This window comes from Plantibacter sp. MPB07 (genome assembly GCF_046619465.1).
In the GTDB taxonomy this organism is placed as follows: Bacteria; Actinomycetota; Actinomycetes; order Actinomycetales; family Microbacteriaceae; genus Plantibacter; species Plantibacter auratus.
Genome location: NZ_CP177043.1, coordinates 2,639,121 through 2,664,905, shown reverse-complemented (window position 1 = coordinate 2,664,905; position 25,785 = coordinate 2,639,121). Strand labels below are relative to the sequence as shown.

At 69.8% G+C, this 25,785-nt stretch carries 24 protein-coding genes; 12 read left to right on the top strand and 12 right to left on the bottom strand.

What is annotated here, in order from left to right; translation table 11 throughout:
* The first annotated feature begins 35 nt into the window (after nucleotides 1-35).
* The 4 genes from ACLIME_RS12275 to ACLIME_RS12260 all read left to right on the top strand — a co-directional run bounded on the left by ACLIME_RS12275 (nucleotide 36) and on the right by ACLIME_RS12260 (nucleotide 4,558).
* Entirely contained in the window at nucleotides 36-1,760 is a 1,725-nt protein-coding gene (locus tag ACLIME_RS12275; protein ID WP_411557083.1) for a circularly permuted type 2 ATP-grasp protein, read from the top strand.
* Nucleotides 1,754-2,683, top strand: coding sequence for an alpha-E domain-containing protein (locus ACLIME_RS12270; protein ID WP_064295753.1), 930 nt, complete (start codon nucleotides 1,754-1,756; stop codon nucleotides 2,681-2,683). Before ACLIME_RS12275 ends, ACLIME_RS12270 begins: the two co-directional genes overlap by 7 nt.
* A complete protein-coding gene (locus tag ACLIME_RS12265; protein ID WP_079706431.1) occupies nucleotides 2,680-3,525 on the top strand; it encodes a transglutaminase domain-containing protein in 846 nt (281 codons plus the stop codon). Before ACLIME_RS12270 ends, ACLIME_RS12265 begins: the two co-directional genes overlap by 4 nt.
* A gap of 220 nt (nucleotides 3,526-3,745) precedes the next feature.
* Nucleotides 3,746-4,558, top strand: coding sequence for a CPBP family intramembrane glutamic endopeptidase (locus ACLIME_RS12260; protein WP_411557082.1), 813 nt, complete (start codon nucleotides 3,746-3,748; stop codon nucleotides 4,556-4,558).
* Nucleotides 4,559-4,757: 199 nt separating this feature from the next.
* On the opposite strand, the gene ACLIME_RS12255 is transcribed toward ACLIME_RS12260, so the two are convergent.
* On the bottom strand, nucleotides 4,758-5,051 hold the full coding sequence (locus tag ACLIME_RS12255; protein ID WP_411557081.1) for a DUF4287 domain-containing protein: 294 nt from the start codon (nucleotides 5,049-5,051) through the stop codon (nucleotides 4,758-4,760).
* Nucleotides 5,052-5,178: 127 nt separating this feature from the next.
* On the opposite strand from ACLIME_RS12255, the gene ACLIME_RS12250 reads away from it, so the two are divergent.
* Nucleotides 5,179-5,559: a DUF3054 domain-containing protein gene (locus ACLIME_RS12250; protein ID WP_064295756.1), complete on the top strand. Its 381-nt coding sequence runs from the start codon at nucleotides 5,179-5,181 to the stop codon at nucleotides 5,557-5,559.
* Between the two features lie 28 nt (nucleotides 5,560-5,587).
* A complete protein-coding gene (locus ACLIME_RS12245; RefSeq protein WP_411557080.1) occupies nucleotides 5,588-6,517 on the top strand; it encodes a methyltransferase family protein in 930 nt (309 codons plus the stop codon).
* A 115-nt stretch (nucleotides 6,518-6,632) separates the two neighbouring features.
* Here ACLIME_RS12245 and ACLIME_RS12240 read toward each other — a convergent pair whose 3' ends face one another.
* The 3 genes from ACLIME_RS12240 to ACLIME_RS12230 all read right to left on the bottom strand — a co-directional run bounded on the left by ACLIME_RS12240 (nucleotide 6,633) and on the right by ACLIME_RS12230 (nucleotide 9,691).
* On the bottom strand, nucleotides 6,633-8,060 hold the full coding sequence (locus ACLIME_RS12240; protein ID WP_411557079.1) for an MFS transporter: 1,428 nt from the start codon (nucleotides 8,058-8,060) through the stop codon (nucleotides 6,633-6,635).
* Nucleotides 8,061-8,065: 5 nt separating this feature from the next.
* On the bottom strand, nucleotides 8,066-8,518 hold the full coding sequence (locus tag ACLIME_RS12235; protein ID WP_411557078.1) for a MarR family winged helix-turn-helix transcriptional regulator: 453 nt from the start codon (nucleotides 8,516-8,518) through the stop codon (nucleotides 8,066-8,068).
* 114 nt (nucleotides 8,519-8,632) lie between these two features.
* Nucleotides 8,633-9,691 (bottom strand): magnesium and cobalt transport protein CorA, encoded by a 1,059-nt coding sequence (locus ACLIME_RS12230; RefSeq protein ID WP_064295772.1) that lies wholly within the window; start codon nucleotides 9,689-9,691, stop codon nucleotides 8,633-8,635.
* 309 nt (nucleotides 9,692-10,000) lie between these two features.
* Between ACLIME_RS12230 and ACLIME_RS12225 the strand changes: the two genes are divergently transcribed.
* The 4 genes from ACLIME_RS12225 to ACLIME_RS12210 all read left to right on the top strand — a co-directional run bounded on the left by ACLIME_RS12225 (nucleotide 10,001) and on the right by ACLIME_RS12210 (nucleotide 14,240).
* Complete coding sequence (locus ACLIME_RS12225; RefSeq protein ID WP_079706435.1) at nucleotides 10,001-10,885, top strand: alpha/beta hydrolase; 885 nt, start codon at nucleotides 10,001-10,003, stop codon at nucleotides 10,883-10,885.
* A 192-nt stretch (nucleotides 10,886-11,077) separates the two neighbouring features.
* Nucleotides 11,078-12,496, top strand: a complete 1,419-nt coding sequence (locus tag ACLIME_RS12220) for an NAD(P)/FAD-dependent oxidoreductase (protein WP_411557077.1) — start codon at nucleotides 11,078-11,080, stop codon at nucleotides 12,494-12,496.
* 57 nt (nucleotides 12,497-12,553) lie between these two features.
* Nucleotides 12,554-13,603, top strand: coding sequence for a biotin/lipoate A/B protein ligase family protein (locus tag ACLIME_RS12215; protein WP_079706437.1), 1,050 nt, complete (start codon nucleotides 12,554-12,556; stop codon nucleotides 13,601-13,603).
* A 91-nt stretch (nucleotides 13,604-13,694) separates the two neighbouring features.
* Nucleotides 13,695-14,240, top strand: coding sequence for a HEAT repeat domain-containing protein (locus ACLIME_RS12210; RefSeq protein ID WP_079706438.1), 546 nt, complete (start codon nucleotides 13,695-13,697; stop codon nucleotides 14,238-14,240).
* Nucleotides 14,241-14,312: 72 nt separating this feature from the next.
* On the opposite strand, the gene ACLIME_RS12205 is transcribed toward ACLIME_RS12210, so the two are convergent.
* Genes ACLIME_RS12205 through ACLIME_RS12195 form a run of 3 tightly spaced genes read right to left on the bottom strand, consistent with a single transcriptional unit; the run spans nucleotide 14,313 to nucleotide 16,129 of the window.
* On the bottom strand, nucleotides 14,313-14,813 hold the full coding sequence (locus ACLIME_RS12205; protein WP_411557076.1) for a hypothetical protein: 501 nt from the start codon (nucleotides 14,811-14,813) through the stop codon (nucleotides 14,313-14,315).
* 41 nt (nucleotides 14,814-14,854) lie between these two features.
* Entirely contained in the window at nucleotides 14,855-15,775 is a 921-nt protein-coding gene (gene ppk2, locus ACLIME_RS12200; RefSeq protein WP_411557075.1) for a polyphosphate kinase 2, read from the bottom strand.
* Between the two features lie 60 nt (nucleotides 15,776-15,835).
* Nucleotides 15,836-16,129 carry a GNAT family N-acetyltransferase gene (locus ACLIME_RS12195; RefSeq protein ID WP_159876114.1) on the bottom strand — a complete coding sequence of 98 codons (294 nt, stop codon included), beginning with the start codon at nucleotides 16,127-16,129 and terminating at the stop codon, nucleotides 15,836-15,838.
* A gap of 70 nt (nucleotides 16,130-16,199) precedes the next feature.
* Here ACLIME_RS12195 and ACLIME_RS12190 point away from each other — a divergent pair, with 70 nt between their 5' ends.
* Nucleotides 16,200-17,066: a DNA-methyltransferase gene (locus ACLIME_RS12190; RefSeq protein ID WP_079706442.1), complete on the top strand. Its 867-nt coding sequence runs from the start codon at nucleotides 16,200-16,202 to the stop codon at nucleotides 17,064-17,066.
* Nucleotides 17,067-17,144: 78 nt separating this feature from the next.
* Here the strand turns inward: ACLIME_RS12190 and ACLIME_RS12185 are convergent, their stop codons facing one another.
* The 4 genes from ACLIME_RS12185 to ACLIME_RS12170 form a co-directional block, all read right to left on the bottom strand.
* Nucleotides 17,145-18,158, bottom strand: a complete 1,014-nt coding sequence (locus ACLIME_RS12185; protein ID WP_159876110.1) for a LacI family DNA-binding transcriptional regulator — start codon at nucleotides 18,156-18,158, stop codon at nucleotides 17,145-17,147.
* 137 nt (nucleotides 18,159-18,295) lie between these two features.
* Nucleotides 18,296-19,744 carry a GH1 family beta-glucosidase gene (locus ACLIME_RS12180; protein ID WP_411557074.1) on the bottom strand — a complete coding sequence of 483 codons (1,449 nt, stop codon included), beginning with the start codon at nucleotides 19,742-19,744 and terminating at the stop codon, nucleotides 18,296-18,298.
* A gap of 303 nt (nucleotides 19,745-20,047) precedes the next feature.
* Nucleotides 20,048-21,853, bottom strand: coding sequence for an MDR family MFS transporter (locus ACLIME_RS12175; RefSeq protein ID WP_411557073.1), 1,806 nt, complete (start codon nucleotides 21,851-21,853; stop codon nucleotides 20,048-20,050).
* 109 nt (nucleotides 21,854-21,962) lie between these two features.
* Complete coding sequence (locus ACLIME_RS12170) at nucleotides 21,963-23,057, bottom strand: alpha/beta hydrolase (protein ID WP_411557072.1); 1,095 nt, start codon at nucleotides 23,055-23,057, stop codon at nucleotides 21,963-21,965.
* 81 nt (nucleotides 23,058-23,138) lie between these two features.
* Here ACLIME_RS12170 and ACLIME_RS12165 point away from each other — a divergent pair, with 81 nt between their 5' ends.
* Entirely contained in the window at nucleotides 23,139-23,984 is an 846-nt protein-coding gene (locus tag ACLIME_RS12165; protein WP_411557071.1) for a M15 family metallopeptidase, read from the top strand.
* Between the two features lie 160 nt (nucleotides 23,985-24,144).
* Here ACLIME_RS12165 and pgm read toward each other — a convergent pair whose 3' ends face one another.
* The gene (gene pgm, locus ACLIME_RS12160) at nucleotides 24,145-25,764 is read right to left on the bottom strand and encodes a phosphoglucomutase (alpha-D-glucose-1,6-bisphosphate-dependent) (protein WP_411557070.1); all 1,620 of its coding nucleotides are present in this window, start codon (nucleotides 25,762-25,764) and stop codon (nucleotides 24,145-24,147) included.
* Nucleotides 25,765-25,785 lie beyond the last annotated feature (21 nt).

Here is a 25,785-nt window from a genome sequence, read left to right as displayed (position 1 = left end):
CACCCCGGCAACGTGTGTCCCGGTAGAGTCGGCCCATGGGTGACCTGTTCAACGGCTATGGCGGCACGCTCGCCCCGCGCAAGACTCCGGGCGGTGTTCCCGCGTTCGACGAGATGTTCGGCGAGGCGGCGGAACACGCGGGTGGTGCGACCGCCAGGCGGGCGTACCAGGAGATCTACAGCTCCCTCGCACGGATGACCCAGGAGGAGCTCCGAGGCCGCACCGACGCCCTCGCCAGCTCCTACCTCGCGCAGGGCGTGACCTTCGACTTCGCCGGCGAGGAGCGTCCGTTCCCGCTCGACGCGGTCCCGCGGGTGATCGAGCAGCAGGAGTGGACGCAGGTCGAGGCCGGCATCAAGCAGCGTGTCAAGGCGCTCGAGGCCTTCCTCGCCGACGTCTACGGCCCGCAGCTCGCCGTACGCGACGGCGTCATCCCCGCGAAGCTCATCTCCTCGTCGTCGCACTTCCACCGGCAGGCCTACGGGATCCAGGCGGCGAACGGCGTCCGCATCCAGGTCTCCGGTATCGACCTCATCCGCGACGAGCACGGTCAGATGCGTGTCCTCGAGGACAACGTCCGGGTCCCGTCCGGCGTCAGCTACGTCATCTCCAACCGTCGTGTGATGGCGCAGACGCTCCCCGAGCTGTTCGTCTCGATGCGCGTCCGTCCGGTCGGCGACTACCCCAACAAGCTCCTGCAGGCGCTGCGTGCGTCGGCCCCGCCCGGCGTCGAGGACCCGAACGTCGTCGTCCTCACCCCCGGCGTGTACAACTCCGCGTACTTCGAGCACACGCTGCTCGCGCGGCTCATGGGCGTCGAGCTCGTCGAGGGCCGCGACCTCTTCTGCTCCGGCGGCAAGGTCTTCATGCGCACGACCGCCGGGCCCACGCGCGTCGACGTCATCTACCGCCGTGTCGACGACGAGTTCCTCGACCCGCTGTCGTTCCGCGCCGACTCCATGCTCGGTTCGCCCGGGCTCATGCTCGCCGCGCGCCTCGGCAACGTGACCATCGCGAACGCGGTCGGGAACGGTGTCGCCGACGACAAGCTCGTCTACACGTACCTGCCCGACCTCATCAAGTACTACCTCGCCGAGGACGCGATCCTCCCGAACGTCGACACCTGGCGTCTCGAGGACCCGCTCGCCCTCGAGGAAGTGCTCGACCGCCTGGACGAGCTCGTCATCAAGCCCGTCGACGGCTCCGGCGGCAAGGGGCTCGTCGTGGGTCCGGACGCGTCGAAGGAGGAGCTCGCGACGCTCAAGACGAAGCTGCAGGAGGACCCGCGCGGCTGGATCGCGCAGCCGGTCGTCATGCTCTCCACCATCCCGACGCTCGTCGAGGACGGCATGCGTCCCCGCCACGCCGACCTGCGTCCGTTCGCGGTGAACGACGGCAACGACGTCTGGGTGCTGCCAGGCGGCCTGACGCGCGTCGCCCTGCCGGAGGGGCAGCTGGTCGTGAACTCCAGCCAGGGCGGCGGCTCGAAGGACACCTGGGTCGTCGGACGTCCGTTCGACCCCAACGCGGCGCCCGAGGCGTCCTCGCACGACATCCAGGGTCTCGTCGCCGAGCAGGCCACGACCGAGACGACGTCGATCCCGATCATCTACGACCACGGCACGACCCCCGAGCACTCGCCCCAGGATCGTCCGGCCGGCAACCAGGACCAGCAGGAGCAGCAGCAGCAGCAGCAGCAGCAGCAGACGCTCGCCGAGCCCGCTGCCGACGGGTCGACGCAGGAGGACGCATCATGCTGAGCCGCATCGCCGAGAGCCTCTTCTGGATCGGCCGCTACATCGAACGCAGTGACGGCACCGCGCGCATCCTCGACGTCCACCTGCAGCTGCTGCTCGAGGACCCGTGGATCGACGAGGACACCGCCTGCCGGTCGCTGCTGTCCGTCATGGGCAGCGATGCGCCCGCCGACCAGGAGCTCACCCGCCAGGACGTCCTCGCGCAGCTCGCCGTCGACCGCACGCACCCGGCGTCGATCGCCTACTCGCTCGGCGCCGCCCGCGAGAACGCCCGGCGCGCCCGCGAGATCGTCTCGACCGAGCTCTGGGAGTGCCTCAACACGACCCGTGCCCGGATGCCGCGTCGCGTCGCGAGCGACAAGGTGCACGAGTTCTTCGGGTGGGTGCGCGAGCGTTCGGCCCTCGCCGTCGGCATCGTCGACTCCGCCACGAGTCGTGACGACGCCTGGCGCTTCTTCACCCTCGGTCGCAGCCTCGAACGCGCCGACATGACGGCCCGACTCCTGGCGACGCGGTCGCTCACCGAGGCGAGCGGTCCGTCCTGGACGACGATCCTCCGCTCCTGCGGCGCCTACGAGGCCTACCTGCGCACGTACCGCGGCATGCCGAGCGCGAAGAACGCGGCCGAGTTCCTCCTGCTCGACCAGCTCTTCCCCCGGTCGGTCATGTTCTCCATCAGTCGGGCCGAGGAGTGCATGCGCGACCTCGAGCCGCGCCGAGGCCGCGTCGGGACGGTTGATTCCGCCCAGCGCCTGCTCGGTCAGATCCGCAGCGACCTCGAGTACCGGCCCATCCAGGACACGCTCGTCGACCTCCCCGGTCGGATGGACGCCGTGCAGAACGTCACCAGCCAGGTGTCGGAGGCGATCCGCGAACGCTACTTCCCCACTCATGCGGTGCCCGCATGGATCGGAGAGAACTCATGACCCGGCTCCACATCAAGCACAGCACGGGCTTCTCCTACGGCGGCAAGGTCAACGCCTCGTACAACGAGGCGCGCATGCTGCCGGTGACGACCGAGGACCAGTACGTCCTGTACTCGCACATCGACATCCAGCCGGGGGCGTCGCAGTCGACGTACACCGACTACTGGGGCATGAAGGTCTCGGCGTTCGAGGTGCTGACGCCGCACGAGGAGCTCTCGCTCACGGCGACGAGCCTCGTCGAGGTCCGGCCGCGCAAGCATGAGCCGCACCCGACCGGCTGGGAGCAGCTCGACATCGCGACCCAGGCCGCCGTGACCCGGGTGGAGCACCTGGAACAGACACGACGGACGACCCCGCCGGACGACCTCGTCGAGCTCGCCCGGACCATCGCCGACCGCTACGAGAGCCCGTGCGAGGCCGCGATGGCCATCAGTCGGGAGATCGGCGAGCAGATGGACTACGTGCAGGGCGTCACGAGTGTGTACTCGACCGCTGCCGAGGCGTGGGCGAACCGCAAGGGCGTCTGTCAGGACATCACGCACATCGTCCTCGGAGCGCTGCGCTCGGTGGGGATCCCGGCCCGCTACGTGTCGGGGTACCTGCACCCGAAGCCGCATGCGGCGATCGGCGAGACGGTGACGGGGGAGTCGCACGCGTGGGTCGAGTGGTTCTGCGGTGACTGGCGTGGGTTCGACCCGACCAACATGGTCGACGTGGGCGAGCGTCACGTCCTCATCGGGCGGGGTCGTGACTACGGTGACGTCTCCCCACTCCGTGGGGTGTACGCGGGCCCCTACCGCTCGAAGCTCTTCGTGAAGGTCGAGATCACCCGAGAGGCCTGACCCGGGTGGTGCTGCTGCCAGCGCGGTGCGCTGACGCGAGCGCGGGTCGTGCGCGTGAGCGCGAGTCTCCGGAGGGTCGCGCCCGCGCGTGCGGCCCGCGGTCACGCCCGATCAGGCGTTCTCACGTCAGCGCACCGCGCTGGGGCAGATTCGAGCGGGTTCACGTCAGCGCACCGCGTTGGCACGAGTCCGTAGAGGCGACACCCGTAGGATCATCGGCATGCAGACCGAGATGATCGTCCCGGCCCGCCGCCCGATGAAGCTGATCCCCGCGGTGTTGCTGGCGGCGTCGGCGTTCTGTCTGTTCGGCCTGATGCAGCCGCTCGCCGGTTACCCGCTCCTCGTCGCCGCCCTCGTCGCCGCGATCCTCATCGACCGCGACCTCGCGAAGGACCTGTTCCTCATCGCCATCGGGATCGGCATCGTGTCGACCACGTCGGTGGAGGCCGACGTCTCCTGGCCCAGCTTCTTCCGGATCGGCACCGTGCTGCTGCTGGCGGTCGGTGCCCCGTTCCTCATCGACCGCTTCGTGTACCGGCGGAAGGCGATCACGTTCCCCTGGCGGAGTCGCGAGAAGAAGACGAAGGGCGAGATCGCCTACCTCTTCGCCGTCCCCCTCCTCGGTTGGGCGATCCTGCCGTTCTACTTCATCCGATCCGGCGCCTACGAGAACTGGCCGGTGATCAGCGACGCCGGGGAACTCGGCCGGTTCTTCGTCGGCGTCAACGCGGTCGGCACGTGGGATGAACTGTTCTTCATCTGCACCTGCTTCGCCCTGCTGCGACGGCACTTCCCGGTCTGGCAGGCCAACCTGCTGCAGGCCGTGATCTTCGTCTCGTTCCTGTGGGAACTCGGTTACCGCTCGTGGGGTCCGCTCCTGACGTTCCCGTTCGCGCTCCTCCAGGGGTACCTGTTCTCGAAGACGCGGTCGCTCGGATACATCCTCGCGGTGCACCTCCTGTTCGACGCGATCGTCTTCCTCGCGATCGTGCACGCGCACCATCGCGACTGGATCCCGATCTTCTGGTACTGAGCGGCGCGTCCGCCCGCCGGCGCACCGCGCTGACGTGAAGGTCGGTGTCCCGGGCCCAGCGCGGTGCGCTGACGCGAGCGGCGGTGTTCAGGCTTCAGCGCGGGTCTGGCAGGTGACCGCGGGTCTCCAGAGGGGCGCGCTCACGCCACAGAACCGCGCTCACGCGAGCGCACCGCGCTGGCAGCAACCCGCACGGGAGTCAGCTAGCGGCGGGCCTCGTCGCCGCTCCGTCGAGCCAGAGTTCGGTCGACTCGTCGCGGTGCACCCCGTCGGTGCCGACGTGCTTCTCGCTGATCGTCGGACCGTTCTTGATGACGTGGACGAGCGCCATCCCATGACCCCGGCCGAGCTCGTAGTCCGTCTTCAGCCACTCGAGGATCTCGCCGGCCTTGGTCGACGCGTCGAAGCCGCGGGCGTGCGCCTCGTCGACGAGCTCGCGCGGGGTCTTACCGGTCTTCGCCTCGGCGGCATCGAGATAGGCCTGGAACGACATGACGGCTCCTTCGTCGATCGGGTGTCAGCGCCATCGTAGCCAGCGAGGGCACCGAGCGACAGGCCCCGCAGCGCGCCATGCGGCCTCCCTCCAGGGTGGGCGGCGGCGACGCCAATAGGGTGAGGGGATGGATCGCCCCAGCAGGACCCCCGCCGGATTCGCCGCGACCGTCGGCATCGACCTCCTCGCCGTCATCGTGTTCGTCCTCATCGGCCGCGCCAGCCACGGCGAAGGCATCCTCGGACTCCTCGTGACCCTGTGGCCGTTCGCCGTCGGACTCCTCGTCGGACACGTCCTCGCGCTCGTCCTCGGTCAGCGCGAGACCCGCTCCGTCCGCTGGGCCGGCGTCGTGGTCTGGGTGTCGACCGTCGTCGTCGGGATGGTGCTGCGCGCGGTCTCCGGCCAGGGCGTCCAACTCAGCTTCGTCATCGTGACCGTCCTCGTCCTCGCTGCTCTCCTCCTGGGGTGGCGTTTCGTCGCGTGGCTCATCGCCCGCCGACGCCGATGACGCCGCCGACACCGCCACCGACGATCGCATGAGCGCCGAGCGCTGGGGGCGCTGGTACTTCGCCGTGCAGGCCCTCGCCGGCGCAGCATGGTGGGTGTCGGTGTTCCTCGTCCCGCCCGTCCGTGCGGCGACGCTCGGCAGCCTCGACCCCGTCGTCACGGCCGTGCTCGACGTCCCACTCTTCGTCGTCGCCTCGGCGCTCGCCGCATGCGCCATCCGATGGGCGGCGATCCTCGCGACCGGATGGACGCTGCTGGTCACCGTGTCACTGGGGATCTTCGCGGCCGCGACCCAGGAGGCGGGGATCGGCGCCCTGCTGATGGTCGGCGCCGCGGTCGGCTCGGTCACGGCACTCGCGCTCGTCCTCACCGGCGGGATCCCGAGAGCATGGATCGCCATCGGGCCGTTCGCGTTCCGCCCAGCCGATGCGTCGGCGTCGACCGGTTCACAACTCGCGAGGACCGCCGTCGAGATCATCGCGTTCTGGGGCGTCTTCCTCGCGGTGATCCCCGCCGTCCTGCGCTTCTTCGAGCTGCGATGGCGGGTCGCGGTCGCCCTGCCGCCGGGTGCGGAGCAGTTCGCCGTCATCGCCGGCATCGTCGTCTTGGTGCTCGGGAGCGTCGTCGGGCTCTGGTCCGCAGCCGCCATGGCGACGACCGGGGGTGGGACGCCGCTGCCCGCCGCGATGCCGAACCGACTCGTCATCGCCGGGCCGTATCGCTTCGTCCGCAATCCGATGGCCGTCGGCAGCATCGTCCAAGGTGTCGGCGTCGGACTCCTGCTGTCGTCCTGGATCGTAGTCGTGTACGCGGTCTTCGGTGCCGTCGTCTGGAACGTCCTGGTCCGGCCGGTCGAAGAGGCCGACCTCGAGGCGCGCTTCGGCGAGCCGTACCGCCGCTACCGCGAGGACCTGCGGTGCTGGGTCCCGAGCCTCCGTCCGGTGGCGGCTCGTTCGTAACTCCTGCCGCCTGCGACGACCGGCCGCGTCACCCGCTGCCCCGCCCGCCCGCGAGCCCCGGCGGTCGCAGGATGCAGGAGTTGTGAACGCCGAGCGGGTCGGAGCGGAGGACCGTCTAGCGGCGGGAGCCGGTGAGGGTCGTCGACTCGTCGACCGGCGACGATTCGGGACGCGACGCGGGACGCGACTCCGGACGCGGCTCGGGCGCCTTCGCGCGCGACTTCGGCTTCGGCAGCGGGATCGGCGAGGTGAGCGCGATCTGCTCCGAGAAGTCCTCCGGCGTGACCGGGGACACGACGCCGTCGTGGGTGAACTGCAGGCGCCAGCGGGAGTCGGGCGCGACGCGCAGGCGGAGGTGATGACGGAACACCCCGTAGGCCAGGCCGGTGGCGCAGGCGGCGAAGCCGGCGAGTGCGCCCAGGCCGAGCGCCCAGCGCGGCCCGAAGGTGTTCGCCACCCACCCGACGATGGGCGCGCCGATCGGGGTGCCACCCATGAGGATCGCCATGTACAGCGCCATCACCCGGCCACGGACGGCGGCCTCGGTGCTCGTCTGCACGAGTCCATTCGCCGTCGTCAGGAGCGTCACCGTCGAGAAGCCGACGACGATCAGCACGGCGGCGAACGACCAGTAGCTCGGCATGAATGCAGCCGTGAGCGCCGCGACCCCGAAGAGCCCGGCCGCGCCGACGATCATCCGCATCTGGGCCTGCGCCCGCCGCGCCGCGAGGAGTGCGCCGGTCAGGGAACCGATCGCGAGCACCGAGGAGAGGATGCCGTACTCGCCCGCGCCCTTGCCGAACTCGACGGCCATGGTCGAGGCGAAGATCGGGAAGTTCATGCCGAACGCCCCCATGATGAACACGATCACGAAGACGACCATGAGGTCTGGCCGCCCGCGGACGTAGCGGAAGCCCTCGACGAATTGTCCTCGAGCCCGCGGTGGGCGCGGCGCCCGACGGAGCTTGCCGGTGCGCAGGGCCAACAGGGCGCCGATGACGCCGAGGAAGGTGAAGGCGTTCACGACGAACACCCACCCGGAGCCGATCGCGACGATGAGGAGGCCGGCGATGGCGGGGCCGACCATGCGCGCCGCGTTGAAGGACGCCGAGTTGAGCGCGACGGCGTTCGACATGTTGTGCTCGTCGACGAGCTCGGACACGAAGGTCTGGCGGGCCGGGCCGTCGACGGCGTTGATGATGCCGAGGGCCAGTGCGAAGAGGTACATGTGCCACAGCTCGGCGTGACCGAAGATGAGCAGGGCGCCGAGGGCGAACGCCAGGAGCATGAGGCTCGACTGGGTGAGGATGAGGATCTTCCGCTTGTCGAAGCGGTCGGCGATGAGACCGGTGATCGGCACGAGGACGAGCTGCGGCCCGAACTGCAGGGCCATGGTGGCACCGACGGCCACGGCGTCGTTGTCGGTGAGGTCGGTCAGCACGACCCAGTTCTGGGTGGTGGCCTGCATCCAGGCGCCGACGTTCGACACGAGGGCGCCGATGAACCAGATGCGGTAGTTGACGCTGGACAGGGAACGGAACATTGCACTCACTGGGTGGCGAGTCTCCTCATGATCTCGGCTGCGCGGGCGAGGGTGTCGCGTTCGTCCGGGGTGAGCGCGCGCAGCTGCTGGGTGATCCACGCGTCGCGTTTCCGGACGGTCTCGGTGACGGTGGTGTGGCCCGCTTCGGTGAGGGCGATGGTGACCTTCCGGCGGTCGGCCGCGTCGGTTGCTCGGGTGACGTACCCGGCCTCTTCGAGGCAGTTGACGGTGCGATTCATGGATGGCGCGGACACGCGGTCGCGTTCGGCCAGTGCCCGCAGGGTTGCGGAGCCCTCTTTGTAGAGCCCTCCGAGGACGGAGAACTGCGGATCGCTGAGGTCGTCGACCGACTTCTCCCCGCGCAGTCGCCTCGCGAGCCGGAAGGTGCCCATCCGGAGTTCGGACGCCTGCTCGGCGATCGTCAGTGCCTTGGTCTTCGTCGCTGCTCCGCTTGCCACGATTCATTAGCCTAGCAAATTAGCCACCCTAAGTAAACCCGCGAACGGTCACCAAACGACAGTGCACGGGGTGCAGGACTGACCGTTGGTGACAGTTCGCGGGCTGGGGTGGGGTCAGAGCCAGCGGCGCGCTCGGAAGATCGCGTAGAGAGTGCCGGAGAGGACGAGCATCGCTCCGATCGCGACCGGGTAGCCGAACTGCCAGTGGAGCTCCGGCATGTCGTCGAAGTTCATGCCGTAGACGGTGCCGATGAGTGTCGGGGCGAAGAGGATCGCCGCCCAGGAGGAGATCCGCTTGATCTCCTCGTTCTGCGCCAGCGCCGTCTCGCTCATCCGACGCGACTCCTCGTTCTGCGCGAGGCTCGCCTCCGAAAGGCGTCGCATCTCCTCGTTCTGCTGCTGCGTCATGAGCGTCGCGTGCACCGTCAGCGCGTTCCGGAGCAGGTGACGGAAGGAGTCGACGCGCTCCGCGATCCGGAGGGTGTGGTCGAGCACGTCGCGGAAGCCGTTGCGCAGCTCCTCGTCGAGACCGTACTTGTCGGCGCCCTGCAGCAGCCCGTGGAGCATGGCCCGCAGGGGCGTGGTCGCGCGCTGGAACGCGATGACCTGACGCAGCAGCTCGTAGATGCGACGCGAGACGTCCGCAGCGTCGCCGAAGAGCTCGTCCTCGATCTCGTCGATGTCGTTCTCGAGCCCCGCGACGACGGGACCGTAGCCGTCGACGACCTGGTCGAGCACGGCGTGCAGGACGGCGTCGGGGCCGAGCGCGAGGATGTCGGGCCGGGCTTCGAGTCGCCGCCTGACCTGGCCGAGGTCGGGCTTCTCCGCGTGGCGGACCGTGACGACGAACCCGGGTCCGACGAACAGGTGTACCTCACCGAACTCGACCCGCTCCTCCTCGTCCAAGTATCGGGCGGGACGCAGGACGACGAACAGCGTGTCGCCGTAACGTTCGAGCTTCGCCCGCTGATGGCCCTTCAGGGCGTCCTCGACGGCGAGCGGATGCAGGTCGAACTCCTGAGCGACGGAGCGGATCTCCGACGGTTCCGGGCGGTACAGGCCGATCCAGGCCATGCCGCGCTGTTCGTTGAGGAGCTCGTACGTCGCGTCGAGCGATCGCGGGCTCGCCGAGCGCCGTCCGGTCACGTAGATGCCGTTGTCGATGAGTGCCATGAGGTCTCCGTCCATCGATCGACGGGAACGTGCGGCGGCCGCGCGGGTGCAGGCGATCGCGGTGGATCGCACCCGGGGAGGTGTGAGTGAGGGCGCCTCGGCACCGGCGGGGGCTGCGCCTACCGGGTGAGGGAGGCGAGGCGGTTCGTCGATGCGATGGCGCGGGTACTGTCACCAGCCATGGCCGCTCACCTCGCTTCCGTCGAAACCTGCCGGCCCGCCGTTCGGGCCTCGTTCACCGTACGCCTGCCCTCCGGGAACTGCAAACGGACCCGCGACGCCGCCGGGCCGAGGGCCTACGCTGGCGGGATGAGCGAGCAGACCCCGCCACCCGTCGACGACGCGAACCGCCCCGTCGAGCCGCGACCGTATGCGACCGAGACGATCGTCGACGACGACGGCGTCACGGTCTACGTCTACCTGTGGGAGGTGCCGAATCCGCGGGCCGTCGTGCACATCGCCCACGGTGCGGGGGAGCACGCCCTCCGCTACGGTCGCCTCGCCGCACGGCTCAACGACGCGGGGTACACGGTCGCGGCCGACGACCACCGCGGCCACGGTCGCACGGGGCTCGAGCACCTCGGCCTCGGCAAGCTCGGCCCGCGGACGACCCGGGGCGCGATCGACTCCGTCGCCGCCGTCGGCCGACACCTGCGGGCCCGCTTCCCCGAGTCGCGGCTCGCCTTGCTCGGGCACAGCTGGGGCTCGCTCATGGCGCAGAAGGTCGTCGCCGAACACGACCTCTACGAGCTCCTCGTCCTCTCGGGCACCTCGCTCGCGATGCCCGGCGTCATCAACGCCGGCGACCTCAACAAGCGCTGGCGGAAGACCGGGAAGACCGGTCTCGAGTGGCTCAACCGCGACCCGGCCGCCTGGGCCGCATTCGCCGCCGACGAGCGCAACTTCGACATCGGCGTCACCCCGGTGTGGAACCCGATCCAGGCGTTCGCCTTCCTCGGTCGCCCGCCGAAGCGCCTGCCGCGCGCGGTTCCGGTGCTCATCCTCGGCGGATCCGACGACTCCCTCGGTGGTGTCCGTGGCCTGACCCTCCTCCGCGACGCGTACGTGAAGCGGTCGAAGCTGACGGACGTGACGCTCGTCATCTACCCCGAGGCGCGGCACGAGATCTTCAACGAGCTGAACCGCGAGGACGTCGAGCGCGATGTCGTGGAGTGGCTCGACAAGCGCACCTGAGCCGCCCCGGCCCGGCAGCGCCCGCCCCGGTCCCTGAGCACCCGCCCCGGTCCGTGAGCGCCCGCTCCGGTCCGTGAGCGCCCGCTCCGGTCCCTGAGCCTGTCGAAGGGCAGCGAACGCCACCACCCGGTGACAAGCTCAGAGGCCGCGGGGTACAGTCGCGGCACCCACACTCGACGCAGAGGAGACCCGGTGACCTCGGACGGACCCACCTACAGCCACCGCAGACGGAACTCGGCGGAGCGCATCGCGCGGTCGCTCGCGGGAGCGAGCACGGTCCCGTACTGGCTCGACAGCCCTGATCGGCCGTCGCCGGAGCCTCGACTCGTCGGCCAGGTCACGGCGGATCTCCTGGTCGTCGGTGGCGGCTATTCCGGACTCTGGACGGCGCTCATCGCCAAGGAGGCCGACCCCTCGCGTGACGTCGTGCTCATCGAGGGCAAGGAGGTCGGCTGGGCGGCGAGTGGCCGGAACGGCGGCTTCTTCGAGGAGAGCCTCACCCACGGCGTCGACAACGGCGAGCGCCACTTCGCCGACGAACTGCCGGAGCTCGAACGCCTGGCGGACGAGAACTTCGACGAGTTCGTCGCCACGCTCGACCGCCTCGGGATCGACGCCGAGTTCGAGCACACGGGTGTGCTCACGGTCGCGACCGAGCCGCACCAGGTGGACGCGCTGCGCGAGGTGTCGGGGGACGGTGTGTTCCTCGATCGCGAGGCTGTCCAGGCACTCGTGCATTCGCCGGTGTACCTGGCTGGTCAGCGCGAGTGGAAGAGCACCGCGCTCGTCCACCCGGCGAAGCTCGCCTGGGGTCTGAAGCGCGCGTGCATCGAGCTCGGCGTGCGGGTCTTCGAGCACACCCCGGCGACCCGGCTGCGGCGCTCGGGCGACGGCGTCGCGGTGACCACGAAGCAGGGCGGGGTACAGGCTCGGCAGGTCGCGCTCGCCACCAACGGCTTCCCGTCGCTCCTCAAGCGCACGGAGCTGCTGACGATCCCCGTGTACGACTACGTGCTCATGACCGAGCCGCTCTCCCCGGAGCAGCTCGAGAGCATCGGGTGGACCGACCGCTTCGGCATCGCCGATTCGAGTCGTGAGTTCCACTACTCCCGCCGGTCAGCCGACGACCGCATCCTCTACGGCGGCTTCGACGCGGTCTACCACCGGGGTGGCAGGATCCGACCGGAGCACGATCAGCGCCGCGAGACGTTCGAGACCCTCGCCGACCACTTCTTCACGACCTACCCGCAACTCGACGTCCGGTTCACCCACGCGTGGGGCGGCATGATCGACATGTGTTCGCGGCTCTCGGCGTTCCAGGGCACGGCACTCGGCGGACGCGTCGCCTACAGCGCCGGGTTCACCGGACTCGGGGTCGGCGCGACGCGCTTCGGGGCGAAGGTCATGCTCGATCTCCTGAGTGGTGAGTCGACCGAGCTGACCCGCCTGAAGATGGTGCGGTCCAAACCGATCCCCATCCCGCCGGAGCCCATCGCGAACCCCGCGATCCAGACCGTCCGCCGCGCGGTCGCCCGTTCCGACGCGAACGAGGGCCGCGACGGCCTGCTCCTGAAGGTCATGGGCCGCTTCGGCATCGGCTTCGACTCCTGACCTGGTTCGACGCCCCTTCCGGGGAATCCGGACGCCGTCCAGGAATAGGCTGGGGGCATGCATGGTGAGTACAAGGTCCCGGGTGGCAAGCTCGTCGTCGTCGATCTCGAGGTGGTCGACGACCGCATCGCGGACTTCCGCCTCGCCGGCGACTTCTTCCTCGAACCCGACGACGCGCTCGCGCTGATCGACCGCGCCGTCACCGGGCTCCCCGCCACCACGGACGCCGCAGGCCTCGCCGCCGCCATCCGCGGCGCCCTGCCGGAGGACGCCGTGCTCCTCGGGTTCACGCCAGAGGCGGTCGCGACGGCCATTCGCCGCTCCCTCGCGAAGGCGACGGGCTGGGGCGACTACGACTGGCAGCTCATCCACGAGGGCTCGGTGTCGCCGCAACTCCACCTCGCGCTCGACGAGGTCCTGACGAACGAGGTCGGCGAGGGCCGCCGCGGTCCGACGCTCCGCATCTGGGAGTGGGACCAGTCGGCGGTCGTCATCGGCAGCTTCCAGTCGCTCAAGAACGAGGTCGACCTCGACAACGCGAAGGCGAACGGCTTCGAGGTCGTCCGCCGCGTCTCCGGCGGTGGCGCGATGATGATGCAGCGCGGTGGCATCATCACCTACTCGCTCTACGTCCCCGCCGAGCTCGTGAACGGCATGACCTTCGCCGACTCCTACGCCTACCTCGACGACTGGGTGCTCGTCGCCCTGCGTTCGCTCGGCATCGAGGCGACGTACCAGCCGCTCAACGACATCACGAGCCCGTCGGGAAAGATCGGCGGTGCCGCGCAGAAGCGGCTCGGGAACGGCGCCGTGCTGCACCACGTCACGATGAGCTACGACATGGACGGCGAGCTCATGACGCAGGTGCTCCGCATCGGGCGTGAGAAGCTCAGCGACAAGGGCACCACCTCGGCCGCCAAACGCGTCGACCCGCTCCGCAGCCAGACCGGGCTCTCGCGGGCCGAGATCATCGATCGCATGAAGGACACCTTCGTCGAGATCACCGGCGCGACCCCTGGCCATGTCACGGATGCCGAGCGCGCCGCCGCCGAGCAGCTCGTCACCGACAAGTTCGCCACCGACGCCTGGCTCACCCGCGTCCCGTAGCCTGCCGCAGCCCGCGAACTGTCACCAGTGGCGGGTGTGCGGCTGCATCACCCACCGTTGGTGACAGCTCGCGGGCTAGGGTGGGGGGACGATGACAGCGCAGAACGAGACACCCGACCCGTCGACCCCCGCCACGCAGGCCTCCCTCGAGCAGCGGCTCGCCGACGCGGTGGCCGCCGAGAGCGAGACCCGGGTCGTCGAACGCTGCGTGTCCCTCCTCGCCGGTCGCTACGAGGGTGAGGACTTCCTCCGCGTCGTCGGCGGACACCACGCCGAGGGCATCCTCGGCGGAGCGCCCGCGCTGTACTGGCCCGAGCTCTGGGGCACCCGCGCCCTGCTGCACGTGTGGGACGACTCGGCCACCGCGCCCGTCGTCGGAGCACTCGGCAACCAGGCCTGGCGCGTCCGCGAGATGGCCGCACGCGTCTGCGCCGAACGCCGCATCGGCGACGTCGCCGCGATCGCACCACTGCTGAGCGACGACCACGCCCGCGTGCGTGCAGCCGGAGCCCGGGCGCTCGCCGTCGTCGGTGGTGAGGACGCCAAGCCGCTCCTCGAGGCGCTCCTCCGCGACCCCGACCGCGAGGTCCGTCGCGCCGCGCAGCAGTCCGCGAAAGCGCTCGCCGCCCGCCGCTGAGCTCGCGAAGGGGCCCGAACGGTGGGTCCCGGACGCTCGACATCGGCCATTCGGGACCCGTCGCGGGCCAGACTAGTGGGTGCCGGCCTCGAGCAGGATGATCACGATCCCGAACAGGGCCGTCGCGACACCGCCGAGGAGACACCACCACCAGCGTGACCCGCGCACCACGAACGCCGCGCAGCCGAGTACGAAGAGCATCAGCGTCGACACCTGCAACGCCAGGATCACGGCGTGCTCATGGCCGAGCACGCCGGCGACGCCGAACACGAGCGGGATCGTCGGGAGGACGGCGGACAGGAGCATCCCGGACGACTCCTGGAACCCGTGCCTGATCGACGCGCCGAGCGTCACCAACGCCTCATGTCGGTCGTCACCGTGGTGCGCGAGGGCGGCCGAGTAGACGTGCGCGAGCCAGAACACGATGAGGGTCAGCGCACTCGTGATGAGCACCTGCTCGACGTCGTCCTCCTCGTACACACTCGACGCGCCGACGAGGCCGGCGTAGACGACGGTGCCGTAGATCGCGCTCGACGAGGTGAGGCGTCGCAACGGTGACGGTTTCGGCTGCATGATCCAGAGGATAGCGGGCGCTGCGGCCCGGCGTCCCCGGTTCAGTCGCCGAGGTTGCGCTCGCCGCGTTCGTAGACCGAGGCCGCGGGCCCGACGATGTTGGTGTCGGGCGTGCCGACGACCTCGTGGTCCTTGTTGTCGTAGTCGAAGCGGTGCAGCACATGTCGCATCGCCTCGACCCTGGCGCGCTTCTTGTCGTTGCTCTTGACGATCGTCCACGGGGCGTCGGTCGTGTCCGTCGCCTCGAGCATCGCCTCCTTCGCGCGGGTGTAGTCGCCCCACTTGTCGAGTGAGGCGAGGTCCATCGGGGAGAGCTTCCACTGCCGGACCGGGTCGACCTGGCGGATCGCGAATCGCGTGCGCTGCTCGTCGGCGGAGACGGAGAACCAGAACTTCACGAGGTCGACGCCGTCGCCGACGAGCATCTGCTCGAACAGCGGGGCCTGGCGCATGAACTCGTCGTACTGCGCCGGGGTGCAGAACCCCATCACGCGTTCGACGCCCGCGCGGTTGTACCAGGACCGGTCGAACAGCACGATCTCGCCGGCGGCCGGCAGGTGTTGGACGTAGCGCTGGAAGTACCACTGCGTGGACTCGCGGGTGGTGGGCTTCTCCAGCGCGACGACGCGGGCGCCGCGCGGGTTGAGGTGCTCCGTGAAGCGCTTGATCGTGCCGCCCTTGCCGGCCGCGTCGCGTCCCTCGAACACGACGACCAGCCGACGGTCGTTCGCCTTGATCCAGTTCTGCAGCTTCAGCAGCTCGATCTGGAGCAGTCGCTTGTCGCTCTCGTACTGCTCTCGCGACATGCGCTCGGCGTACGGGTAGCCCTCGCGCCACGTGTCGATGTGGCTGCCGGAGGCGTCGAGCAGGATGGGGTCGTCGTCGTCGACGTCGACCACCTGGTAGCCGTCGACCTGGTCGAGTGCGGGCGGCGGGGCGTAGTGCGAGACGAGCTGCTGCATGGTCGGGACGCTAGTCCCCGCGCGTAACCGTCAGGTGGCCGGTGGGTGACGCGCTGGTGGCTAGCCGGCTGAGCGGGTGAGGAGGTCCTGACGCTCGGGGTGCGCGTCGAACCACTCGCCCACGTACCAGCACATCGGCACGATGCGCCGCTTGCTGTGCTGCTCGACGTCGTCGACCGCGTAGGCGACGAGGTCACCCGCGTACCCCTTGCCGCGGAAGGGCGGCGTGGTGAAGGTGCGCGGGAACGAGATCGAGTCGCCGGAGATGCGGTAGTCGACGACGCTCACCAGCTGGCCGTCGACGTGCATGGTGTAGCGCTGGGCATCGGTCTCGTTGGCGAACTCCGTGGTCATACGCGGTACAACGCGCGGGGCCGATCGTTCCTTCCCGGGTGTGCGGGCTGCTGGCTGCCAGAATAGGCACATGTCCCTCGCCGCAGCAGCCGATGAAGTGCCGCTGCGATGGACCCCGGACGGCCCCGACCTCGTCCTCGAGGGCGACAACCTCGACGTCGTGGCGCAGCTGCCCGACGAGTCGTTCACGCTCATCTATCTCGACCCGCCGTTCAACACCGGCCGCGTGCAGCGTCGCCACTCCTCGACCTCGGTGCGCACCGCTGAGACCGGTGTGAACCGTTTCGCCGGCTTCAAAGGGCAGGCGTACGAGCGCATCCGCGGCGACCTCCGACGTTTCGACGACGCTTTCGACGACTACTGGGGCTTCCTCGAGCCGCGTCTCGTCGAGGCCTGGCGTGTCCTGGCCGCCGACGGCACCCTCTACCTCCACCTCGACTACCGCGAGGCGCACTACGCCAAGGTGCTCCTCGACGCGCTCTTCGGCCGGGAGTGCTTCCTCAACGAGATCATCTGGGCCTACGACTACGGCGCGAAGGCTCAGAGCCGCTGGCCGACGAAGCACGACACGATCCTCGTCTACGTGAAGGACCCGAAGGGGTACCACTTCGACAACGCGACCGTCGATCGCGAGCCCTACATGGCGCCCGGGCTCGTCACCGCGGAGAAGGCGGCGCGTGGCAAGCTTCCCACCGACGTCTGGTGGCACACGATCGTCTCCCCGACCGGTCGCGAGAAGACCGGGTACCCGACCCAGAAGCCGGAGGGAATCCTGCGTCGTATCGTGCAGGCGTCCTCCCGCGAGGGCGACTGGGTGCTCGACTTCTTCGCCGGCAGCGGCACGACGGGGGCGGTCGCGAAGGCGCTCGGCCGTCGTTACGTCCTCGTCGACGAGAACCCGCAGGCGCTCGAGATCATCCGCGCCCGCCTCTCCTAGCCCGCGAACTGTCAGTTCAGCACAGTCGCTGCGCCCGGGACTGTCGTCTGGTGACAGTTCGCGGGCTGGCGGGGAGGGTCAGACGGAGGCGCGCGGGACGAGGCGGGTCGGCATCATCGTGACGCGCTCGACCGGCTCGCCCGCGAGGCGACGGACCAGCACCCTCGCCATCTCGGCGCCGAGGTCGACGGGCGACTGCGCGATCGTCGTGAGCGGCGGTGCGGCGGTCTCACCGTAGCGGTCGTCGTCGTAGCCCACGACGGCGATGTCGCCGGGGATCGTCAGGCCGGCCTCGCGGATGACGGAGTAGGCGCCGGCGGCCATCTGGTCGTTCGCGGCGAAGAGCCCGTCGATAGGCACGCCCCGGGCGAGGAGACGCCGCATCGCGGCAGCGCCGTCGGCCGGGGAGAAGTCGCCCACCTCGACGAGGTCGTGTGGAAGACCCGCGAGCTCGAGCTCCGCACGCCACCCTGCGAGTCGGTCGACCCCACCCGGCATGTCCTGCCGGCCCGCGATCGTCGCGATCCGCGTCCGGCCGGCCTCGATGAGGTGGCGGGCCGCGGTCCTCGCGCCCTCGACGTTGTCGACGTCGACGTACGTGCTGTCGACGACGTCGGCACCCATGGGGCGACCGCCGAACACGATCGGGAGCTCCCGGCCGAGTCGGGTGTACGAGTGGTCGCCACTGTGGTGCGACACGACGAGCGCGCCGTCGACGTTGCCGCCGAGCAGGTAGCGACGGGTCTTCTCGGAGTTCGCCTCACTCGCGATGAGGAGGTTGAGCGTGTAGTCGGTCTCCGCCAGTTCGAGCGCGACGCCCTGCACGACCGACGCGAAGAAGGGGTCCGAGAACACCCGGGCGGTCGACTCCGGAACGACGAGCGCGATGACCTGGGTTCGGCGGGAGGCCAGGGACCGGGCGGCGCGGTTCGGGACGTAGTCGAGCGCGGCGATGGCCTCGTTCACGACGGCGACGACCTCGGCCGTGACCTTCGGTGAGCCGTTGACGACGCGCGACACGGTCGCGCGGGAGACGCCTGCGCGTGCCGCCACCATCTCGAGCGTGGGGGCTCCTTGACCGGACTGCATCATCGTCCCCTTCCGAGCGGGTGAGCGTGTCGAGTGCAGTGTATCGCCGGGCGTCTGGACGTCCGTGGCCGGTGCCGCTCCTCAGGAGGTGACCGGCGTGTCGCGTCCCCTCGATCGCGACACGCCGGAGTGTTCCTGCGTCAGGGAAGCTCCGCCACGGCGGGCACCACACGCGAGGCGGCGATGCGGCGTGCGTAGGCGAGTCCGCTGTCCTTGATCGTGCGCTCCTGCGTGTCGTAATCGACCCGCACGATGCCGAACCGCTTGTCGTAGCCGTACGCCCACTCGAAGTTGTCGAGCAGCGACCAGACGAAGTAGCCGCGCACGTCGGCACCGTCGGCGATCGCGAGTTCCACCTGGTCGATGTGGTCCTGGATGAAGGCGTCGCGGTCGACGTCGTGGATGCGGCCGTCCTCTGCGACGACGTCGTCGTAGGCCGCACCGTTCTCGGTCACGTACAGCGGCGGCAGCGTCGGGTACTCGCGGCCGAGCCGGACGAGCAGGGTGCGGAGGCCGGCGGGGTGCACCTCCCAGTCCATCGCGGTGCGCGGGAGTCCACGGCTCGGGAAGGAGATGTCGGGGGAGGCGAGCCACGGTGAACCGGCCTCGCGCTCGGTCGCACCGGAGTGGCCGCCGTCGGCGCCGGAGTCGTCGGGGTGACCCGACACGAGGTCGTCGTGATAGTGGTTGACGCCGAGGAAGTCGATCGGGGCGGAGATGGTCTCGAGGTCGCCGTCATGGACGAGCGTGTCGAGGCCGAGGCCCTCGAGGTCGTGGGCGACGTCGGCCGGGTACGCGCCGAGGACGATCGGTTCGAGGAAGATGCGGTTCATGATCCCGTCGACGCGGCGGGCGGCGTCGACGTCGGCCGGGTCGGTGGGGTCCGCCGGGATCGCATTAGTGAGGTTGAGGGTGATGCCGATCTGCTCGGCACCGAGCTCGCGGAGGCGCGTGGTGGCGAGGCCGTGGGCGAGGTGCTGGTGGTGGATGGCGGCGAGCGCGGCGGCCTCGTCGCGGCGGCCGGGTGCGTGCACGCCGACGGCGTAGCCGAGCAGGGAGGAGCAGAACGGTTCGTTGAAGGTCGTCCAGTGCTGGACGCGGTCGCCGAGCGCCTCGTAGGTGGCCTCGGCGTAGTCGACGAAGCGCAGGGCGGTGTCGCGGTTCGTCCAGCCTCCCTGCTCCTCGAGCGCCTGCGGGAGGTCCCAGTGGTACAGGGTGAGCCAGGGGAGGATGCCGGCGTCGAGGAGCTGGTCGACGAGACGGCTGTAGAAGTCGAGGCCGGCGGGGTTGACGTCGCGGTCGCCCGGCTTGATGCGCGCCCAGCTCGTGGAGAAGCGGTAGGCGTCGAGGCCCAGCTCGGACATGATCGCGACGTCGCCGGCGGTGCGGTGGTAGTGGTCGACGGCGACCTCGAGGTCGTCACCGTTGGCGATCGCGCCGGGCACCCGGGCGAAGGCGTCCCAGATGGAGTCCTCCTTGCCGTCCTCGTGCGCTGCTCCCTCGACCTGGGCGGCCGCGGTGGCGGAACCCCAGAGGAACGGCGGCAGGATCAGGGCCGGACGGGTGGTGGGCTGGGGGGCGTGCGTCATCGAAGCTCCTCGTGGCTGGGTGCACGCCCATGCTATCGCCTGCTGAGAGCGCTCTCATGCTCGTCTGATGTGTGGGTGGGGTGTGGCGCCAGCGCGGTGCGCTGACGCGAGCGCGGGTCTGCGGCGTGAGCGCGCCCCTCCGGAGGGGCGCGCTCACGCGCTGGGGTCGCGGTGACGCCGATTCGACAGCGGTCACGTCAGCGCACCGCGCTGACACCCGGATGACCCTTCAGCGCGGTGCGCCGGCGGCGGTCACCCCGCGCTCACGTCAGCGCGGTGCGCTGGCAAGCCGACGAACGACGGTCAGCGACGGGCGGACGGATCGACGACGCGGTTGCTCGCGGTGTCGGGCGACAGCTGCGACCCCGCGAGCTCGGCGGCACGCTGGGCGGCGAGCGACAACTCGTCCTCGGCGTCCTCGGCGTCCTCCGCAGCCTGGGCGTCGGTGCGCTCCTGCAGCGCGGACTTCGCCCGCAGCGGCGGCGCCTTGAGGAACCAGCTCAGCACGAACGCGACGGCGACCACCGCGAAGCTCACCCAGAACACGGTCACGGTCGCATCCGCGAACCCCGTGAGGAACGGCGCGGCCAGGTCGTGGTGCGCACCGACGAGGAACGAGGTGTCGCCGTCGAGCGCGGAACCGGCCGAGCCGCTGTTCTCCTGCGCCCGCTGCAGCACCTTGAGGATGCCCTCGTTCGCCGGGTCCGACAGCACGGCCGGGTCCTGCGCCGCAGCCCGGACCCGCTCGCTGAGCGTCGGGTCGGCGAACGCCGCCGCGATGGTCGTCGGGATCCGCGTGTAGAGCACGGAGAAGATCACGGCCGTGCCCAGCGTTCCACCGATCTGACGGAAGAAGGTCGACGAGCTCGTCGCCACCCCGATGTCGCGTGCCTCGACGGCGTTCTGGCTCGCGATCGTCAGCGTCTGCATCAGCTGGCCGAGTCCGAGGCCGACGAGCAGCATGCCGCCCATCATCCACCAGACGGGCTTGTCGGCCGTCGCGAAGCTGAAGTAGAAGAAGCCGCTCAGGAGCAGGAAGGTCCCGACGATCGGGAACGCCTTGTACTTGCCGGTCCGCGCGATGATCTGGCCGCTCGCGATCGACGAGATCATGAGGCCGAGGATCATCGGCAGCATCAGCAGGCCGGACTCGGTCGGCGTCGCACCCTCGACGAGCTGCAGGAACAGCGGCACCGTCATCATCGCGCCGAACATGCCGAACCCGACGAGCACGCCGAGGATGGTGGCGACCCGGAAGGTCGAGTTCTTGAAGAGCTTCAACGGGATGAGCGCATCGTCGCCCATGGCCCGTTCGACGAGGATGAACCCGATGATGCCGGCGACCCCGATGGCGTAGCAGGCGATGGACCCGGCCGAGGCCCAGCCCCAGATGCGGCCCTGCTCGGCGACGAGCAGCAGGGGCACGACGGCGAGGACGACCGTGGCGGCACCCCACCAGTCGATGCGGACGCTGTGGCGGGTGTGCGGGATGTGCAGGAAACGGAGGACGATCGCGAGCGCGATGACACCGATCGGCAGGTTGATGAGGAACACCCAGCGCCAGCCGGTGATGAACAGCAGCTCGGGGGCGCCGGCGAACAGGCCGCCGATGAGCGGGCCGATGACGCTCGAGACGCCGAAGACCGCGAGGAAGTACCCCTGGTACTTGGCGCGCTCGCGCGGGGCCAGCATGTCGCCCATGATCGTCAGCGGCAGGGCCATGAGGCCGCCGGCGCCGAGGCCCTGGATGGCACGGAAGATCGCCAGCTCGTACATCGAACCGGACATGCCGGCGAGGAGCGAGCCGATGAGGAAGATCGAGATCGCGATGATGAACAGCGGGCGGCGGCCGAAGATGTCGGACAGCTTGCCGTAGATCGGCGTCGAGACGGTCGAGGTGATCAGGTAGGCGGTGGTGACCCACGCCTGGAGGGCCATGCCGTCGAGGTCGTCGGCGATCGTGCGCATCGAGGTGCCGACGATGGTCTGGTCGAGTGCGGAGAGGAACATGCCGGCCATGAGGCCGAAGATGATGAAGAGGATCTGCCGGTGACTGAGGACGGGGGCGGATCCCGACGGCTCGGTCGAGGCGGGGGAGCTGGATGACATGCGGTCTCGTTCGACTCTGGGCGCGCCGGTTTGCAGGCGCACCGACGTTGGGGATTTTGCGTAGTGTGCAAACTTACACCCGGCGCAAGTTCCGCGGCAACCGCTTCGGTCAGGGCGTGGTGGTCGTCGCTGCGTCGAGGTTCGCGTCGAGCGCCGCGAGGTAGTCCAGGGTGGCCGTGAGTGCCACGTGGGCGTCGTCGAGGTCGAGGTGGAACTGGTACTCGTGGGGGAGTGCCGGCTCGTGGTCCGCGGCCCAGAACAGCTTCGTGACGTCGACGCCGGCGTCCTCGAGGGCGCTGCTCATCGGGACCGACTGCAACCAGGTGAGCGCGTCGCCGTTCCCGCCGGTGATGAAGGTCGGCGGGAAGTCGGCGGTGACGAAGTCGATCGTCGACATGAGCGCGCCGGTCGACGTCTCCGACCAGTCCTTCGTACCCGCGTAGGCCCAGAGGGCGGTCTGGAGGCCCCAGGCGCCGATGCCGTCGAGCTCGGCCATCGCCGGCAGGTCGTAGACCCCGCAGTTGAGGATCGTCCCGACGAGCTGGTCGGCGTCGATACCAGGGGTCATGCCCGACAGCGTCGCGTAGTCCGGGTTGGTCGTGAGGACGGCGAGCTGGCTGGCGAGCTGCGATCCCGCTGAGTCGCCCGCGAGCACGAGGCGGTCCGGGTTCCCGTTCCACTCGGCGGCGTGCTCCGAGATGTACGCGAGGGCGTCGTTGAGTTGGTTCACGGCCGTCGGATAGACGGCCTCGGGAGCGATCGTGTAGTTGACCGCGATCGTCGTGTACCCCGCTGCTGCGAGGATGCGGAGGTAGGGCTCGACGTTGCCCTTCTCGCCGGAGATCCAGGCGCCGCCGTGGATCCAGACGATCGTGGTCAGCGGTTCGGTGCCGTCCGCTGGGGTGAAGACGTCGAGGGTGGTGTCCACCTGTGGTCGGCCGCCGCTCGGTGCCGCGTACGCGATGTCGCGGAACTCCGTGAGCTTCGTGTCGGGGACGTACGGTTCCATCTCGGCGACCGTCGCAGCACCGCCGCGTTCGAACACCGAGCGGATGAGGAGCGCGGACGGCCACGGGGTGATGGCTGCGATGACCGCGACGACGAGGCCGAGACCGATCACGACGGCGGCCGCGGTCAGGAGCCGACGGAATCGCGGGCGCTTCCGGTGCGTCGGCGCGTGGTGTGCTGGCGTCCCTGCGGTCATGGTCGGGCCCCTCGTCCGGTGTGCAAGCCTGTCGACAGTGTGGCAGAGGCGCATGCGCCGTGTCGCGGTTAGGCTCGACGTGTGACCGCAGCCCACCAGCCCTCCCATCGACGCCCGGTTTCGCGGCGCGTCCGACGCAACCGCGTGATCGCGTTGAGCGTCCTGGCCGCCGCGCTCGCGATCCTGCTCGTGGTGCTCGTCGTGAACATCGCCGGCGGCGCCAGGCCCACCCCGGCCGCCGCCACGAAGACGCCGAGCGCGACCCCGTCCGTCACCCCGACCCCCACGCCGACGCCGACGGAGACGGTTCCGGTCGCGCCCCCCGCCCCGCCGGCGTTCGACAAGGCCGCCTACTCCATCGACGACCCGCTGAGCCCGTGGGTGGTCGTCAACAAGACCCGGCCGCTGAACCCGGTCGACTACACACCACCGGACCTCGTGTCCGTCCCCGTCGCCCACACGTGGGACCCGCTGTTGCGTGCCGAGGCCGCCGCCGCGATCGTGCAGCTGTTCGACACCGCGTCGGCCGAGGCCGGCCTGTCGCTCGCTTCGAACAGCGCGTACCGCAGCTACTCGAGCCAGGTGTCGGTGTACAACAGTGAACCCGACGACTCGACGACGGCGCGCCCCGGCTACAGCGAGCACCAGACCGGCTGGACGATGGACATCGGTGCCGAGAGCGGTAACTGCTCGCTCAACACCTGCTTCGGCGACACGGCGGAGGGCCAGTGGCTCGCCGCGAACGCCTACCGCTTCGGGTTCCTCCTGCGGTACCCGGCCGACAAGGTCGACGTCACCGGCTTCTCGTTCGAGCCATGGCACTACCGCTACATCGGCGTGCCGCTCGCGACCGAGATGCACGACACGGGCGTGACGACGCTCGAGGAGTTCTTCGGGCTCCCGGCGGCTCCCGGGTACCTGAACTAGCCCTTCGACAGGCTCAGGGACCGGGGCGGAGCGGGCTCAGGGACCGGGGCGGAGCGGGCTCAGGGACCGGGGGTCGGCACGTCCCTCGCCAGGCCCGGATGCAGGCGACGGGCTCGGCGAGCGTGTGTCCGCTCACCGAGCCCGTCGAGGCGTCGGCTGCCTAGGCGCCGAGGGCGGCGTCGACGATCTGCTTCGCCTCCGCCTGGACGAGCTTGAGGTGCTCCGCGCCCTTGAACGACTCGGCGTAGATCTTGTAGACGTCCTCGGTGCCGGACGGACGCGCGGCGAACCACGCGTGCTCGGTCACGACCTTGACGCCGCCGATGGCCGCGTCGTTGCCCGGCGCGTGACTGAGCTTCGCGACGATCGGGTCGCCGGCGAGCTCGGTCGCCGTGATGGAGTCGCCGTCGAGCTTGCCGAGCCGCGCCTTCTGTTCCTTCGAGGCGGCGGCGTCGACGCGCTCGTACACGGGGTCGCCGAAGCGCTCGGTCAGCTCGCGGTAGAGCACCGAAGGGGTCTTGCCCGTCACGGCGAGGATCTCGGCGGCGAGCAGGCAGAGGAGGATGCCGTCCTTGTCGGTGGTCCACACCGAGCCGTCGAAGCGGAGGAAGCTCGCGCCGGCGCTCTCCTCGCCACCGAAGCCGACCGAGCCGTCGACGAGACCGGGAACGAACCACTTGAAGCCGACCGGGACCTCCCAGAGGCGGCGTCCGAGGGACTCGGCCACGCGGTCGACGACCGACGACGACACGAGGGTCTTGCCCACGGCTGCGTCCTCGCGCCAACCCGGCCGGTTCGCGTAGAGGTAGTCGATCGCGACGGCGAGGTAATGGTTGGGGTTCATGAGCCCGGCGTCGGGCGTGACGATGCCGTGGCGGTCCGCGTCGGCGTCATTGCCGGTGAGGAGGTCGAACTCGTCGCGTCGTGCGACGAGCGCCGCCATGGCGGAGGGCGACGACGGGTCCATGCGGATCTTGCCGTCCCAGTCGAGCGTCATGAACGCCCAGGCCGGGTCGACGTGCGGGTTCACGACGGTGAGGTCGATCTCGTAGCGGTCGGCGATCGCCTGCCAGTAGTGGACGCTCGCACCGCCGAGCGGGTCGGCACCGATGCGGATCCCGCTGCGCTTGATGGCGTCGAGGTTGATGATGTGCTTCAGGTCGTCGACGTAGTTGCCGCGGAAGTCGTACGTCTCGACGGCAGACGGTTCCGCCATCTTGACGTCGTGCAGCCCACCGGCGATGAGCTCGTTGGCGCGGTTCGCGATCCAGGAGGTCGCGTCGGAGTCGGCAGGTCCGCCGTGCGGGGGGTTGTACTTGAAGCCGCCGTCGGCCGGCGGGTTGTGGCTGGGCGTGACGACGATGCCGTCCGCCTGGTCGCCGTTGCCCTCGGCGTTGTACTTGAGGATCGCGTGGCTGAGCGCCGGGGTCGGCACGAAGTCGTCGAACTCGTCGACCAGGACGCGCACACCGTTGGCGACCAGGACCTCGAGGGCCGTCGTCTGCGCCGGCCCGCTGAGCGCGTGGGTGTCGGAGCCGATGAAGAGCGGCCCGGTGATCCCCTGGCTCGCGCGGTACTCGACGATCGCCTGCGTCGTGGCGGCGATGTGGTCCTGGTTGAACGCGGTGTTCAGCGAGGAGCCGCGGTGGCCGGAGGTGCCGAAGACGACGCGCTGCTCGGGGATCGAGACGTCGGGCTTCAGCGTGTAGTACGCGTCGATGAGCGACGGGACGTCGATCAGATCTGCTTCGGTGGCGGGGGTACCTGCGCGATCGTTCATCGCACCAGTCTGGCAGCAACG

Coding starts and splice junctions, on each gene's coding strand:
- pgm (WP_411557070.1), bottom strand. CDS start 25,764: ATGAACGATCGCGCAGGTACCCCCGCCACCGAAGCAGATCTGATCGAC.
- ACLIME_RS12260 (WP_411557082.1), top strand. CDS start 3,746: ATGCAGACCGAGATGATCGTCCCGGCCCGCCGCCCGATGAAGCTGATC.
- ACLIME_RS12275 (WP_411557083.1), top strand. CDS start 36: ATGGGTGACCTGTTCAACGGCTATGGCGGCACGCTCGCCCCGCGCAAG.
- ACLIME_RS12240 (WP_411557079.1), bottom strand. CDS start 8,060: ATGTTCCGTTCCCTGTCCAGCGTCAACTACCGCATCTGGTTCATCGGC.
- ACLIME_RS12175 (WP_411557073.1), bottom strand. CDS start 21,853: ATGTCATCCAGCTCCCCCGCCTCGACCGAGCCGTCGGGATCCGCCCCC.
- ACLIME_RS12210 (WP_079706438.1), top strand. CDS start 13,695: ATGACAGCGCAGAACGAGACACCCGACCCGTCGACCCCCGCCACGCAG.
- ACLIME_RS12230 (WP_064295772.1), bottom strand. CDS start 9,691: ATGGCACTCATCGACAACGGCATCTACGTGACCGGACGGCGCTCGGCG.
- ACLIME_RS12225 (WP_079706435.1), top strand. CDS start 10,001: ATGAGCGAGCAGACCCCGCCACCCGTCGACGACGCGAACCGCCCCGTC.
- ACLIME_RS12250 (WP_064295756.1), top strand. CDS start 5,179: ATGGATCGCCCCAGCAGGACCCCCGCCGGATTCGCCGCGACCGTCGGC.
- ACLIME_RS12180 (WP_411557074.1), bottom strand. CDS start 19,744: ATGACGCACGCCCCCCAGCCCACCACCCGTCCGGCCCTGATCCTGCCG.
- ACLIME_RS12245 (WP_411557080.1), top strand. CDS start 5,588: ATGAGCGCCGAGCGCTGGGGGCGCTGGTACTTCGCCGTGCAGGCCCTC.
- ACLIME_RS12195 (WP_159876114.1), bottom strand. CDS start 16,129: ATGACCACGGAGTTCGCCAACGAGACCGATGCCCAGCGCTACACCATG.
- ACLIME_RS12170 (WP_411557072.1), bottom strand. CDS start 23,057: ATGACCGCAGGGACGCCAGCACACCACGCGCCGACGCACCGGAAGCGC.
- ppk2 (WP_411557075.1), bottom strand. CDS start 15,775: ATGCAGCAGCTCGTCTCGCACTACGCCCCGCCGCCCGCACTCGACCAG.
- ACLIME_RS12185 (WP_159876110.1), bottom strand. CDS start 18,158: ATGATGCAGTCCGGTCAAGGAGCCCCCACGCTCGAGATGGTGGCGGCA.
- ACLIME_RS12215 (WP_079706437.1), top strand. CDS start 12,554: ATGCATGGTGAGTACAAGGTCCCGGGTGGCAAGCTCGTCGTCGTCGAT.
- ACLIME_RS12265 (WP_079706431.1), top strand. CDS start 2,680: ATGACCCGGCTCCACATCAAGCACAGCACGGGCTTCTCCTACGGCGGC.
- ACLIME_RS12190 (WP_079706442.1), top strand. CDS start 16,200: ATGTCCCTCGCCGCAGCAGCCGATGAAGTGCCGCTGCGATGGACCCCG.
- ACLIME_RS12270 (WP_064295753.1), top strand. CDS start 1,754: ATGCTGAGCCGCATCGCCGAGAGCCTCTTCTGGATCGGCCGCTACATC.
- ACLIME_RS12205 (WP_411557076.1), bottom strand. CDS start 14,813: ATGCAGCCGAAACCGTCACCGTTGCGACGCCTCACCTCGTCGAGCGCG.
- ACLIME_RS12255 (WP_411557081.1), bottom strand. CDS start 5,051: ATGTCGTTCCAGGCCTATCTCGATGCCGCCGAGGCGAAGACCGGTAAG.